The organism is Mycobacterium sp., from assembly GCF_049281135.1.
Classification (GTDB): Bacteria; Actinomycetota; Actinomycetes; order Mycobacteriales; family Mycobacteriaceae; genus Mycobacterium.
In genome coordinates this window covers 1-13667 of sequence record NZ_JBAPRN010000738.1, presented here as the reverse complement: position 1 = coordinate 13667, position 13667 = coordinate 1, and the positions used below count along the sequence as shown (strand labels likewise).

At 64.3% G+C, this 13667-nt stretch carries 15 protein-coding genes and 1 pseudogene; 10 read left to right on the top strand and 6 right to left on the bottom strand.

The genetic code is table 11. From position 1 onward, the window contains the following. Together WAN02_RS29435 and WAN02_RS29430 are read left to right on the top strand one after the other, a co-directional pair. Nucleotides 1-1769: carbon starvation CstA family protein (locus WAN02_RS29435; protein WP_422268914.1), on the top strand; the 1769-nt coding region annotated here is incomplete at its 5' end. A gap of 200 nt (nucleotides 1770-1969) precedes the next feature. Further along, nucleotides 1970-3277 (top strand): phosphatase PAP2 family protein, encoded by a 1308-nt coding sequence (locus WAN02_RS29430; protein ID WP_422268916.1) that lies wholly within the window; start codon nucleotides 1970-1972, stop codon nucleotides 3275-3277. Here WAN02_RS29430 and WAN02_RS29425 read toward each other — a convergent pair. After that, nucleotides 3224-3970, bottom strand: a pseudogene (locus WAN02_RS29425) (D-2-hydroxyacid dehydrogenase family protein); the annotation flags it as partial. The gene WAN02_RS29430 and the pseudogene WAN02_RS29425 overlap by 54 nt on opposite strands. A gap of 140 nt (nucleotides 3971-4110) precedes the next feature. On the opposite strand from WAN02_RS29425, the gene WAN02_RS29420 reads away from it, so the two are divergent. After that, entirely contained in the window at nucleotides 4111-4284 is a 174-nt protein-coding gene (locus WAN02_RS29420) for a CsbD family protein (RefSeq protein WP_422268913.1), read from the top strand. A 63-nt stretch (nucleotides 4285-4347) separates the two neighbouring features. Here WAN02_RS29420 and WAN02_RS29415 read toward each other — a convergent pair whose 3' ends face one another. Continuing rightward, a complete protein-coding gene (locus WAN02_RS29415; protein WP_422268912.1) occupies nucleotides 4348-4827 on the bottom strand; it encodes a VOC family protein in 480 nt (159 codons plus the stop codon). Between the two features lie 94 nt (nucleotides 4828-4921). Here WAN02_RS29415 and WAN02_RS29410 point away from each other — a divergent pair, with 94 nt between their 5' ends. Next, on the top strand, nucleotides 4922-5842 hold the full coding sequence (locus tag WAN02_RS29410; protein WP_422268911.1) for a cation diffusion facilitator family transporter: 921 nt from the start codon (nucleotides 4922-4924) through the stop codon (nucleotides 5840-5842). A gap of 9 nt (nucleotides 5843-5851) precedes the next feature. Continuing rightward, a complete protein-coding gene (locus WAN02_RS29405; protein WP_422268910.1) occupies nucleotides 5852-6628 on the top strand; it encodes an enoyl-CoA hydratase/isomerase family protein in 777 nt (258 codons plus the stop codon). Between the two features lie 4 nt (nucleotides 6629-6632). On the opposite strand, the gene WAN02_RS29400 is transcribed toward WAN02_RS29405, so the two are convergent. From WAN02_RS29400 to WAN02_RS29390, 3 genes are all read right to left on the bottom strand, one after another. Further along, on the bottom strand, nucleotides 6633-7373 hold the full coding sequence (locus WAN02_RS29400) for an SDR family NAD(P)-dependent oxidoreductase (RefSeq protein ID WP_422268909.1): 741 nt from the start codon (nucleotides 7371-7373) through the stop codon (nucleotides 6633-6635). 9 nt (nucleotides 7374-7382) lie between these two features. Continuing rightward, a complete protein-coding gene (locus WAN02_RS29395) occupies nucleotides 7383-7673 on the bottom strand; it encodes a hypothetical protein (protein WP_422268908.1) in 291 nt (96 codons plus the stop codon). A gap of 78 nt (nucleotides 7674-7751) precedes the next feature. Then, nucleotides 7752-7889: a long chain fatty acid-CoA synthetase Faa4p gene (locus WAN02_RS29390; RefSeq protein WP_325690446.1), complete on the bottom strand. Its 138-nt coding sequence runs from the start codon at nucleotides 7887-7889 to the stop codon at nucleotides 7752-7754. A gap of 569 nt (nucleotides 7890-8458) precedes the next feature. Here WAN02_RS29390 and WAN02_RS29385 point away from each other — a divergent pair. Then, nucleotides 8459-9115, top strand: coding sequence for a cutinase family protein (locus WAN02_RS29385; RefSeq protein ID WP_422268915.1), 657 nt, complete (start codon nucleotides 8459-8461; stop codon nucleotides 9113-9115). Nucleotides 9116-9241: 126 nt separating this feature from the next. Here the strand turns inward: WAN02_RS29385 and WAN02_RS29380 are convergent, their stop codons facing one another. Next, on the bottom strand, nucleotides 9242-10993 hold the full coding sequence (locus WAN02_RS29380) for an N-acyl-D-amino-acid deacylase family protein (protein WP_422268907.1): 1752 nt from the start codon (nucleotides 10991-10993) through the stop codon (nucleotides 9242-9244). A gap of 136 nt (nucleotides 10994-11129) precedes the next feature. Here WAN02_RS29380 and WAN02_RS29375 point away from each other — a divergent pair, with 136 nt between their 5' ends. From WAN02_RS29375 to WAN02_RS29360, 4 genes are all read left to right on the top strand, one after another. Further along, nucleotides 11130-11501: a nuclear transport factor 2 family protein gene (locus WAN02_RS29375; RefSeq protein WP_422268906.1), complete on the top strand. Its 372-nt coding sequence runs from the start codon at nucleotides 11130-11132 to the stop codon at nucleotides 11499-11501. A 168-nt stretch (nucleotides 11502-11669) separates the two neighbouring features. Further along, entirely contained in the window at nucleotides 11670-12551 is an 882-nt protein-coding gene (locus tag WAN02_RS29370; RefSeq protein WP_422268905.1) for an oxidoreductase, read from the top strand. Nucleotides 12552-12560: 9 nt separating this feature from the next. Then, nucleotides 12561-12938 (top strand): DoxX family protein, encoded by a 378-nt coding sequence (locus tag WAN02_RS29365; protein ID WP_422268904.1) that lies wholly within the window; start codon nucleotides 12561-12563, stop codon nucleotides 12936-12938. Nucleotides 12939-12960: 22 nt separating this feature from the next. After that, nucleotides 12961-13667 (top strand): zinc-dependent alcohol dehydrogenase (locus WAN02_RS29360; protein WP_422268903.1); only part of this gene is annotated, 707 nt, incomplete at its 3' end.

Below are 13667 nucleotides of genomic sequence, written 5' to 3'. Positions count from 1 at the left end.
ACCTGGTGCTGTCGATCTCCACCCGGCGCCGCGGCCGCTCGCTAGGTCAGATGGCCCGCGACGAGCTCGGCGCCGTCGGCGGTGCTGCCGCTCTGGTCGGGACCTTCGTCATCATGGTGATCATCATCGCGGTGCTCGCGCTGGTGGTGGTGCGAGCATTGGCGCAAAGCCCCTGGGGCGTGTTCTCCATCGCGATGACGATCCCGATTGCCTTGTTCATGGGCTGCTATCTGCGGTTCCTGCGACCCGGGCGGGTAGCGGAAGTATCCGTGGTCGGCTTCGTGCTTTTGATGCTCGCCGTCGCGTCCGGCGATGCCGTCGGCGAATCAACTTGGGGCGCATCGTGGTTCAATCTGTCGCCGGTGACGGTGTCATGGCTGATTGTCGGCTACGGATTCGTTGCGTCGGTGCTACCGGTTTGGTTGCTGCTCGCGCCACGCGATTACCTGTCGACGTTCATGAAGATCGGAGCCATCGCCTTACTGGCGGCCGGAATCTGCATCGCGCACCCGGTCATCAGCGCACCGGCGGTCTCGCACTTCGCCACTCACGGTGATGGGCCGGTGTTCGCTGGGTCGCTGTTTCCGTTTCTGTTCATCACCATCGCGTGCGGCGCGCTGTCGGGATTCCACGCGCTGATCTCCTCGGGCACCACGCCGAAGCTGCTGGAGAAGGAAAGCCAGATGCGGCTGATCGGCTACGGCGGCATGCTCACCGAGTCGTTTGTCGCGGTGATGGCATTGATCAGCGCCGCAATCCTCGACCAGCATCTGTATTTCACCCTTAACGCACCGGTAGCTCGCACCGGCGGCTCCGCGGCCACCGCCGCCGATTACGTCAATCACCTTGGTCTGTCGGGATCGCCGGTAACTGCGGCCGAGCTGAATGAAGCCGCTACCAGCGTGGACGAGAAGTCGCTCGTGTCGCGCACCGGCGGCGCACCGACGCTTGCGATCGGCATGTCCGAAGTGCTGCAACGGATTTTGGGCGGCTCGGGCCTGAAGGCGTTCTGGTATCACTTCGCGATCATGTTCGAGGCGCTGTTCATACTGACTGCGGTCGACGCGGGCACCAGGGTCGCGCGCTTCATGCTGTCCGACGCACTCGGGAACCTCGGCGGCCCGCTCAGGAAATTGCGAAATCCGAGTTGGCGCCCGGGCGTATGGATCTGCAGCTTGGCGGTGGCCGCCGCGTGGGGCAGCATCCTGTTGATGGGCGTGACCGACCCGCTGGGCGGCATCAACACGCTGTTCCCGCTGTTCGGCATCGCCAATCAATTGCTGGCCGCGATCGCGCTGACCGTCGTCACGGTGGTGGTCATCAAGAAGGGCTATCTGAAGTGGGTGTGGATTCCGGGGATTGCGTTGCTGTGGGATCTGACGGTCACGCTGACCGCGTCGTGGCAGAAGGTCTTCTCTGCCGATCCCAACGTCGGCTACTGGACCCAACACTTCCGGTACGCCGCCGCCCAAGCGTCGGGTAAGACGGCGTTCGGGTCGGCGAAAACGAAGGATCAGCTGGCCGATGTCATCAGGAACACATTCATCCAGGGCACGCTGTCGGTCCTCTTCGCGGCAGTCGTGGTGATCGTGGTACTGGCCGCAATTGTGTTGGTATTCAGGACACTTCGCGGGGGTGGCATACGCCTGACTGAAGAGGATCCGGTGCCGTCGAAAATGTTCGCACCATCCGGCATGATCTCCACCGCGCAAGAGCGGAAGGTGCAACGACAGTGGAGCGTTCTGGCTCTGATGCACCTTCACGAGTGAGTCGGCGAGGCCTCGAATTCACAGCCGCCACATAGACACCCGCAGTACCGCGCTAAGGATGCGGTAAAGCCCTTCGCTTACAGCGTGTTTGGCTGATTTATTAGCTTGAATGCAAATCGCCGCGAGAATGAACGGATGGAAAACGGTCGGCAAAGGATAAGGTTGGACTGGTGGCAGTAATAACCGATCGCCGGGTCCGGCTGTTCAAGCGCGACCCACAGACCGAACCTGCTGGGCGCCGACGCCCCAGTCGGCCGTCCACCGCGGCTTCGCCGCCACCCCATTCCGCCGACAAGTCCGATGCGGCCAGCCACGGAGTCAGGCTCACCTGGGCGCGGCGCGTCGCCGTCAGCGCGTGGGCGCTGGCGGTCACCTACCGAACCGTGACGGATGGGGTCGCGTTCAACCGCGAACTGCTGCTGCTGTACATCGCTACCGGGCTGATCGCCGCGAGCATCGGCCGCGGGCACAAGGCGATCACGGTCCTGCGCGATTGGCTGCCTTTCGCACTCGTGTTGGTGCTCTACGACCTCAGTCGTGGTGCGGCTGACATGCTCGGCGCGCCCGCGCTCTGGCGATTCCAACCCGATGCCGATCGACGGTTGTTCTTCGGCACCGTCCCGACGGTGTGGCTGCAAGAGCGCATCAAGATGCCGCAGCCCCCGTGGTGGGAAGTGATCATCAGCAGCATTTACATGTCGTTTTTCATCCTGCCGTACGCGGTCGCCGGCGTGCTGTGGCTGTACAACCGGACCGACTGGGCGGCGTTCGTCCGTCGGTTCGTTGCGCTGTCGTTCGCAGCGGTCGCCGTCTACGTGGTCGTACCGGCGGCCCCGCCGTGGGCGGCCGCGCGTTGCACAGCCGCCGACATCGCCAGCGGCCCGTCGAACCCGCCATGCATGTACCGCGGCGCCGCAGGCGTTCCCGACGGCGGACTGCTGGGAGCTGTGCATATGAGCCAACCGGGTGCTCACCAATTCGTGGAGCGAATTTCCACCCGCGGTTGGGGCACGCTGCATCTGCAGTCGGCCGGCGCGCTGGTCAACTCCGGACAGGCCAGCGTCAATCTGGTCGCCGCGATTCCTTCGCTGCACGCCGCGTTGACCGCGATGATTTCGATCTTCCTGTGGCGGCGGGTCAAGCGCGGCTGGCGTCCGCTACTGGTGGCGTACCCGCTGGCGATGGCCTTCGTGCTGGTGTATTCGGCCGAGCATTTCGTTGTCGACATCTTGCTGGGCTGGGCGCTCGCCGCAGCGGTGTCAGCGCTCCTCGGCCTCCTCGACTCGTGGTGGTCGCGGCACCGTGCGTCGAAGTCAGCTGCTCTGGCTGAGCCAACGACCGATCTTGGTCGCAGACTCGCCGTAGAAGACCCGATAGACCTGCTCGGCGACGTAACCGATGTGCGGCGTGGCGACCACGTTGTCCAGCGATCGCAGCGGGTGCCCGGCAGGCAACGGCTCGACGTCGAAGACGTCGAGCCCTGCGCCGCCAAGTCGCTGCGACTGTAAAGCCTCGACGAGAGCCGACTCGTCGACAATCGGTCCTCGAGATGTGTTGACTAGCAACGCCGTCGGCTTCATCAGAGCCAACTCGGCGCTGCCGACCAGGCCACGAGAGCGCTCGCTGAGCACCAGATGGATGGTCAAGACGTCTGCGCGGCTGAACAATTCGTCTTTCGACACGTAGGTCGCCCCGGCTTGTTCGGCGGTTTCGGGTGTCAGGTTCGCGCTCCACGCGATGATGTCCATGCCGAATGCCTTGCCCACTTGGGCCACTCGGCTGCCGATGCGTCCCAGTCCGAGCACGCCCAGCAAGGTGCCGCCCAGCTGCGGGCCGACGGAAGTTTGCCAGCCGCCGGCGCGCACCGACTCGGACTCGTCGACGATCCGGCGGGCGGCGGCAAGGATCAGCGCCCAGGTGAGCTCGACCGTCGACTCCACGTAGCCACCGGTGGTGCTCACGTAGATGCCGCGTTCCTTGGCGGCCGCGACGTCGACGGCGGCGTTGAACGGCCCGGTCGAGGCGATCATCTTCAGCCGCGGCAGGCGCTCGATGACATCGCGCGGCAACGGTGTGCGCTCTCGCATGACGCACACCACGTCGAACGGCGCCAGCCGCTCAACGACGGCGTCTGGGTCGGCGAGGTGGTCATTGAACACGGTGATCTCGGCCCGGGAGGCCACGTCGGACCAGTCGGCCATGCTCAACGCGACGTTCTGGTAGTCATCGAGGATCGCGACCCGCATAGTGCCAATCTCGCATATCTGGTTTGGCCGTCGGTCGACGCGGGTAGACATCCCGACGCGAGGCAGCAGTGCCCCGAGCAAAGGAGCTGAAGCGCATGGGAGCCCACGACAAAGTGAGCAACAAGATCGACGACATCGCCGGCAAGGCCAAAGAAGGTCTCGGCAAGGCGACGGGCGATGACAAGACTCGCGCCGAAGGCAAGCTCGACCAGGCCAAGGCCAGTGTCAAGGATGCCGCCGAGCACGTGAAGGACGCCTTCAAGAAGTAATCACAACGATCCAGCGCAGAGGACGGCCACCGGTGGACCCGACCCCGGTGGCCTTCCGCGTTTCTAAGAGGCGGTCCAATGCTCGCCCGATGCGGCGCCCTCCGCAGGTTCATTGACACCGAAGACAAACGGTGCGAATACCACCTCGCGACCGTCCGGATCGCGATAGGTGACCGAGCCGGTTGCCGCCCAATATGGATGTGATTCAACGGGTTTTACCCCTGCCGCCACGAGCCGCGCGGTCGCTCGTTGCTGGCCCGCAGTATCGGGAAAGTACAGGCATAGCTGCTCATGACTATCCACCGCCACCGGTTCGACGGCCTCCACGATCTCGAAGGTGAGACTCGATCCAGGTAGGCCGAATATCGCCCCGTTGCTGCCATAGCTCTCGCCGAATGTGTCGCACAGTGGAAGGCCGACCAGCTCGCGGTAGAAGCTGACTGTTTCGTCGAAATGTGCCGAGCGCCGGGCGAATCGGAGTGCGCCGATTGTGTTCAATTCCTCAGGCCAGCGGCTGCCCGACGCGATGGTGGTTTGTGACATGGCTACGACGGTAGAACCTTAACCACGCTTCAGGTCAAGCGGTCGATGCGGTCAAGTCTTGGCGATACTGCCGGTGGCAGGCATGCTTACCGCTATGCATCAGATCAACGGGGTCCGCGACCCCGCGACAAGTTTCCCGCTCGACATCGCTACCGACGATGCGGACGAACGCCGGCAGGCGAACCGCGCGGTTGCCATCAGCGCCGTGGGACTGGCCGTAACCGGGCTCATCGAATTGTCGATCGCATTGGTGTCAGGTTCGGTGGCGCTGCTGGGCGACGCGTTGCACAACCTGTCGGATGTCTCGACCAGCGCCCTGGTGTTCGTCGGATTTCGGGCATCACGCCACCTTCCCACCGAGCGTTACCCGTACGGTTACGAGCGCGCCGAAGACCTCGCTGGAATCGGTGTGGCACTGGTGATTTGGGGTAGTGCCGTGGTCGCCGGGTTCGAAAGTGTCAGTAAGCTGTTGCGTCACGGCAGCACGGGTCACGTCGGCTGGGGCATCGCCGCCGCGGCGGCGGGAATCGCGGGCAACCAACTGGTGGCGAGATACAAACTGACTGTGGGCAGGCGAATTCGGTCGGCCACCATGGTGGCCGATGCCAAGCACTCATGGCTGGATGCGTTGTCATCGGCGGGCGCGATGCTCGGCCTGATCGGGGTGGCCCTCGGCTGGGCGTGGGCTGACGCGGTGGCAGGAATCGTCGTCACCGGATTCATTTGTCATGTCGGCTGGGAAGTGACGGCGGACATCGCCCACCGCCTTCTCGATGGCGTCGACCCCGAGATCGTCACGACCGCCGAGACCGCTGCCGTCGAAGTGCCCGGTGTTCTGCACGCGCATGCCCGCGCCCGCTGGACGGGACGAACGCTGCGCGTCGAGGTAGAAGGGTTCTTGGATTCCGACATATCGCTGGCGACCGCTGATCGGATCGGCCGCAGCGTCGCCGCACTGCTCACGTCTCGCATTCCCGAGATGCAGAGCTTCACCTGGTCGGCGCGAGCTTCCTGACGACCAATCATGACCCATCAGATACGCGTCGACGTGTCCGCCGACCACGTTGCCACGGTCGAGTTCGAGAATGGCGCACGCAACCATTTCGATGCCGCCCTCATCGCCGGGTTGGCCGATACCTTCGAACGCCTTGACGCCGACGGTGACGCGCGGGCGATCGTGCTCTGCTCGTCGGGCCGGCACTTCTGCGCGGGTGCGGACCTGGCGGGCGCGCTGCGTGGCAGCGAGCCGACGGTGGAGGCGTCCGCAGGGTCGCTGTACGAGGAGGCGGCGCGTCTGTTCGCGGCCCGCACACCGATCGTCGCGGCCGTACAAGGTGCGGCGGTGGGCGGCGGCCTCGGGTTGGCGCTGGTTGCCGACTTCCGGGTGGCCGGCCCGTCCACCCGCTTCGTTGCGAATTTCAGCCGACTCGGTTTGCACCAGGGATTCGGGATCACTGTCACGCTGCCGGCGGTCATCGGGTCGCAACGCGCTCAAGACCTGCTGTACACCGGCCGTGAGGTGCCAGGGGAAGAAGCGGCGAGCATCGGCTTGTGCGACCGTCTGACAGCCGACGGCGACGTGCGGTCGGGCGCGCATGCCTTGGCCGCCAAGGTGGCTGCCAGCGCGCCGCTCGCAGTGGTATCGATTCGCCAGACGTTGCGTGGCGATCTCGCCGATCGCGTGCGCGCGGCCACCGCGTTGGAACAAGCCGAGCAGATCAAGCTCGCGGCGACAGCGGACTTCGTTGAGGGCGTCTCCGCGACCGCCGAGCGGCGGGAGCCGCGCTTCACCGGCTCGTGACCGCCTAACCGGCGCCTTTGCCGTTGTCGACCCGATAGACGGCGCCGTGAATCGCGGCTGCATCGTCGCTGGCCAGGAATGCGATCACGTTCGCCACATCGAGGGGCTGCATCATGCCGCGCGGTGAGGCTGTGCGCATGATCAGGTCGTAGTTCGGGTTCTCGGGTGCGGTGAACTGCTCGATCTGCGGTGTCAGCATGCCGCCGGGGCAAACCGCATTGACGCGCAAGCGATCCGCCGTGTACTCGACTGCCAACGCCCGGGTGAGCCCGATCAAGCCGTGCTTGGCAGCACAGTAGCCGGCCGAATAGGCCTGGCCTTCAACGCCGGCAATCGAGCTGACGTTGACGATGTTGCCGCCTCGCTCCAGCAGATAGGGCAACGCGGCCCTGCACAACTGGAACGGCCCGTTCAGGTTGACCGCTAGATCTTGTGTCCACTCGTCGTCGGTCATCGACTCCGTACGTCGCATCTGGTGTCGCCCAGCGATGTTGATCAACACATCCAGGCCGCCCAATTCGCGGACGCACTGTTCGATCGCATCTTTACAGGCTTGCGCCGCTGCGATGTCCACCGATGCGTGTGAGCCCTTTTCGACGTCGCCGAAAACCTCGGCCAACCGCGAGGCGTCTCGGCCTATACCGAAAACCGTTGCGCCCCGGCGAGATAACAACCGGGCTGTCTCAGCGCCGAGACCCGACGATGCGCCAGTCACGAACGCGATCTTGCCCTCAAGCGTTGACATACCGTTGCCTCACCAACCGGGCGCACCTCGGTAGGAGCGCATCCGCGTAACGCTACCCCGCAGCACATCAAGTGGCGCAAGGATTCTCATCCCGAACAGCTCGACCACGGGTGCGGGTCGCAATCGCCGCCGAATATGACGGGCTGCGACCAGCACGAGCAGATCAGCCGCCCGCCTCCCCAACGCGATCCGACTAGTTCGCTTCCGCCAGGTTGACGGCGTCGACCCCGCGCGCCGACCGAAGTAATAGCCGACGCACGTTGCCACCGTCAGAGCGGCGACCGCCGCCAACACCGTCATGATGATGAGCGTTCTTGGTCACCATCGCGGTGAGGTCACGCCCGAGATACACCTCGGCCAACAAATGAAGCTCGGCGTTTAGCCGAGCTTGATGTTGACGGCGACATATCCGATCGGGATGCCGGTCCAGAGTGCGATGCATTCCCGTGCCGCCAATTCCACTGCTGCGCGGCGACTGGCGCGGGTGACCCTGCCAATCTCTGGGATCCGGATCATCCACCCGTCTGCGTCGCGAGTGGCTTCGATCTCGAAGCACTGGCCGACCGTTGGGCACTTAACGCGGGAAGCGAATCGCTGGGCGCTGCGCGCCTGTCGTGGGCGCACCAGCGCGGACTGAATGGGCATGGCCGCTTTCCTAAGTTGGGGACAAAACCGCGCGCTAGCGTATTGCGAATTGAAGCGAAAACCTAATCGACACCGCGGACCCCCGCATTGATCGAGAAATACACCGCTTCAGCTGCCGTTTCGTTGCGTGTCGTTACGCTTTTGGTCGCACTGGTCACCTGCAGTTTCCTTTCCGCCCGACGCGGACGGAATGAAGACCGCCATCCGGGGTGTTGCAAGCTGCTGAGTTTGACCACCCTGGTCCGGGATACCAAAATGACCGACGGCATTGACGCCGGAGGCCGCACTGCGCGGGAGTCTTCCACCGCATACGCTTCAAAAAGCATCCTCGCTCGACGAAAGGCATCAGCGTGCACGAGACAACCCGCTATGGCATATCGCCGCTGTCATGGTGTGCGCAGTCGACGACGAGGGCCCTGCAGTTCGCAGCTGTCCTGACGATGCTGTTCGCAATGGCGGTGGCGACGCCGGCCATCAGCAAGGCCGCCGCCGATGGACAGTGCGCCGACGTCGAGGTCATTTTCGCCCGCGGCACCATGGAGCCGCCCGGTCCCGGCACCGTCGGACAGCAATTCTCCGATGCCCTCACATCCCGTTTGCACGGGAACTCGGTCGACGTGTATCCGGTCAATTACCCCGCCTCGCTCAACTTTTCCCAAGCGGGCGACGGTGTCGCCGACGCCGCCAACAGGGTTGTCGACATCGTCAACACCTGCCCCGCCACCAAGATTGTTCTCGGTGGTTATTCACAGGGCGCGGCCATTGCGGCCTACATCACCTCCGACAGCGTCCCGCCCGGCTATGCGCTCCCCGAGGGCATCACGGGACCGTTGCCACCCAACGTCGCGCCGCACGTCGCTGCCGTCACCCTGTTCGGCAAGCCCTCCAACGGGTTTCTCAACCTGATCGACCACGACGCTCCGCCGATCAGCATCGGGCCGCTCTACGCCCACAAGACGCTCGACCTGTGCACACCTCAGGACCCGGTCTGCTCATCCGGCCAGGGATTCAGCCGGGCCGCCCACAGTGCCTACAAGACAAACGGCATGACTGATCAAGCTGCCGATTTCGCCGTTAACCGAATCCACGGTCGCTAAGCCCGACGCACACGTTTCTCACGTCGCGCAGCGGCCGGCGATCAGCACGTCGAGTTCCCCGTACCGTAGCGACTTCACCCGGATGTCGGGCTTTGAGTCAATCGTGCTGTCGTTCAACGTCTTCGGTTATACCGTCGCCTTCGGCCGCGGGCCGCGGACAAGGCCGCCGGGCCGGCTGTCGGTGAGCTCGCCGTCGGTGACGATGGTCTGGCCGAGCACCAGCGTTTCGACATAGCCATCGGAACGCTGAATGAGCCTTCCCGCGCCGCCGGGCAGATCGCGTACCTGCTCGGGATAGTGCAGACCCAAGTGGTCCAGGTCGATGAGATTGATGTCGGCGCGCCTGCCCGGCTCCAGCACACCGCGATCGCCGAGACCGTAGAAAGCGGCGGGATCGCCGGTGAGCCGATGCACGGCCGTCTGCAGCGGGATCCGCGGACCGCGGGTGCGGTCACGCACCCAGTAGGACATCAGATAGGTCGTCATGCTGGCGTCGCAGATGATGCCGCAGTGGGCTCCCCCGTCGCCGAGGCCCTGCAGGCTGAGTGGGTCCGACATCATGTCGTGGAGATGGTGGTAGTCGTTGCCCGCGTAATTCAACAGCGGGAACAGCAGGAACTCTTTGCCTTCGGCGTGCAGCAGCGTGTCGTAGGTGACCTCCCACGGATCGCGACCCTCGCGCGCTGCGATGGCCGCGATGCTGTCGTCAGCCGACGGTTCGTAGTCGAGTCGCTCTCCGAGCGGGTAGAGCCGCTTGAACATGTGGCGGTTGAGTTGATCGGCCGACGGCGCATCGCCCGCGTCGGGCGTCTCCGCCAGGATCCGCGCCTTCGTCTGCGGGTCGCGCAGAGCTCGCACGCGTTGGTCGAGCGGCAGATCCATCAGAGCGCGATAACTACGCCGATGCCGGAACGGATTCATCCGGGACTGGTGGCCCATCAACATCCCGAAGGCGCGGCTGGCTACTTGTGGTCGCACATTCGCGCCGGCGGCGTTGGCGGTACGCACGGCACTGAACCAGTGCTGCCAGTCGTGCGGGTCCTGCTCGTTGACCATGGCCAAGAACGTCAGCGATATCCGAAACCGCTCGCCCAGTCGGCTGATCCACTCGACCTCGCTATCGATGGAATGCCTTTGGTCGCCGCCCATTTCACCGCCAACACCGGCCGGTACCACCTGCAGGACACCACTTCCCGCCTCGGCCATCGCGGTCATCAAGGCGACGAGTTCGTCCTCGTCCGAGTACGTTCCCGGCACGGGTTGCCCGCTCGCGCTGCGATGTCCTGCGGTGCGACCGAATGACATGCCGAGGGCTCCCGCGCGCAGCCCGTCGGTCACCGCTCGCGCCATCGCAGTCAGGTCATCGGCGGTCGGGGCGTCCAGGGCCCGGTCGCCCATGACGTAGGCGCGCACAGCGGCCTGCGGGATCTGCGTGCCGACATCAACGGCGCGTGGCATCCTCTCCAGCGCGTCGAGGTACTCGCCGAAGGACTCCCACTCCCACGTGATCCCCTCCGCCAGCGCGCTGCCGGGGATGTCCTCGACGCCCTCCATCAATTCGATGAGCCAGTCGTGCCGGTCCGGCCGCACCGGAGCGAAACCGATGCCGCAATTGCCCATGATCGCGGTGGTGACGCCATGCCAGCATGACGGCGTCAGATGCGGATCCCACGTGGCCTGACCGTCGAAATGTGTGTGGATGTCCACGAATCCTGGTGTGACGGTGAGGCCGTCAGCGTCGATGGTCCGCCGGGCCGCGCCGTCGACCCGGCCGATCTCGGCGATCAGTCCATCCCGTACGGCGATGTCCGCGGTGCGCGGTGCCGCTCCCGAGCCATCGACGACCCGCCCACCGCGAATGATCAAGTCGTAGCTCATGACACCCTGATTCGTCCTGGAGGCGCCACGTCGGTGTGGCGGCGGACTTCAATGTTTACACCGCTAATTTCTGGCGGACAAGGACTCGGCGCCTTCGCCGCCCGACCTCGCGCGGTAAAGGTGCATGATGTTTCATGTGTCTACTTCGAACATCATCGAAACGCTGTTGCTGCGTAATCTGCGGGAAGTCTTTGGCGAAGGCGACCCCGAACGCCGACGCTCCGCAATCGAGGAGCTGTACACCGAAGATTGCGTCGTCAATCTGCCGGTCGACCAGTACCACGGCCACGATGCACTCGACAGAGTCTGCGGTGACTTGCGTGCCAGTCATCCCAGCTATGTCTATGCCCCACATAGCGCGCCGTTAGCAGTACAGAACGGCGGACGTGTTGACTGGGGTTCTGGACCCGCAGGCGAACCGCCGCGATACACCGGTATCGACATCATCATTACCCGCGACGACAAGATTTCAGCCCTGTATGTCTTCCTCAACTCCGCGCCGAGCTGAAGCTGGTTCTTAGCGCGGAAGTTACTCGAATCCGGAGGATCCGCCCGGTTCGGAAATAACTTGATATGTCATGTAGTTGAATGTTACGGTGTGATTCGCACAGCTTGCGGATCCCGTCGGCGCGCGATTACTGGCGTCGACGCCGGAAATCTAAGGAAGGCGCCGACGATGGACACGCGGACGGGCGATCGCTATCGCTTGGCAGGCACCACGGTCTGGCGCGTCGGCTACGGGGCGATGCAACTGGCCGGCGACGGCGTCTACGGTCCGCCCCGGGATCGTGACGAGGCGCTCGCGGTCTTACGCGCAGCCCTCGACGCCGGTGTCGATCACATCGACACCGCCCAGTATTACGGGCCGGGCGTGGTCAATTCGTTGATCCGTGAGGCGCTCTTCCCCTACCCGGACGGGCTGGCTCTGGTGAGCAAAGTTGCTGCGCGACGAGATGATTCCGGCGCAGTGTTACCGTACGACGATCCCGATCAGCTCCGCGCCGGCATCGAGGAAAACCTTGGAACGCTCGGTATCGAGCAGCTCACCGCGGTCAACCTGCGCGTGTTGGACAATGCGGTCCCCGATCAACGGTTCGTGGATCAGCTGGGCGCCTTGGTAGCGGCCCGGGATGAAGGTCTGATCGCGGGCGTCGGGATCAGCAACGTCACGCACCGGCACTTACTGATGGCGCTCGAGGTCACCGACATCGTCTGCGTACAGAACGTCTACAACCTTGCGAATCGGTCTTCAGCGCGAGTACTCGAGGAGTGCACAGCCCGGGGTATCCCGTTCGTTCCGTTCTGTCCGCTGGGTTGGCCGAAGGCAGAGCATGACGCCATTCGAAACGATCCGGTTGTCAGCCGGATTGCTGCCAGCCATGGCGCGACACCAGCCCAGGTCGCTCTCGCGTGGCTGTTGGCGATCGCAGACAACGTGTTGCTGATACCCGGGACCAGCACGCGGGGCCACCTTGTCGAAAACCTGGCCGCCGGTTCGTTGTCGTTGCACGACAACGACATCACCAGTCTCAACCAAGCACGTATCACCATCCCTTAGGAGGACACCATGAATCTAGCGCTGTGGATCGTCGCGAGTGTTTTGGCGGCAAGCTTCGCCGGAAGCGGCCTGATGAAACTCGTTGTCCCCAAGGAGAAGCTGGTCAGCTCGGGCCAAGGTTGGGCACAAGACGTCACTCCGACGAACATTCGACTGATCGGTGTGGTCGAGGTTCTCGGTGCGGCTGGGCTGATCTTGCCCGCAGTCACGCATATAGCCCCTATCCTCGTCCCGTTGGCTGCGGCCGGCTTGGTCCTGGTGATGGTCGGCGCGGCAGTCGTTCACGCTCGCCGCAACGAGGCCATGAACGTCGGGGTCAATGCGGTGCTGTTGGCGCTGGCCGTTTTCGTTGCATGGGGCAGGTTCGGGCCCTACCCGTTGGCCTGACGTTGTCGCGGGAATCGTCACCATGACAATGCCGGCAGTGGTGCTCACCGCTGATCGAACGATCGCCTTGCAGGAACGCCCGCTGCCCGCGCTACGACCTAATCAAGTCATCGTTGAAGTGGAGCTATGCGGTATCTGCGGAAGTGATCTTCATGCGGCACAACTACCGCAGGTCTACCTAGGTGACTGCATCCTCGGACACGAATCGACGGGGCGGATTATCACCGTCGGCGCCGATGTGACCGATTGGAGCGTCGGCCAGCGCGTCGCCGTCAACCCCAACGGAAACGTCTGCGGGGTCTGCGATTTCTGCAGATCCGGGCGACCCAACTTCTGTCGTCAGGCGACGCTCGAGACCGCGCTGGGTCTGCAAGCCGACGGCGCACTCGCACCATTGATGGCCGCATTCCCGTCGCACCTGCGGGCCATCCCACCCGAACTTTCCGCTCGGCACGCCGCATGGGTGGAGCCTGCCGCGACGGCCCTCCGGGCGGTAGAGCTCGCCGGCGATATCCGCGGACTGACAGTGCTGGTAACCGGCGGCGGCCCGATCGGCCAGCTTGCGTGCCGATTGGCGTATCTCAAAGGCCCGGAGCGCGTTCTGCTGGTGGAGCCGGCGGGCGACCGAGCGGCGTTCGCGGCCAGTTCGCACGCCACCGTCATCACAGCCGACGAGTCCGTCGACGCCGCCGTCTCCGTCGATGTGGCAATCGAATGCTCGGGTAATAA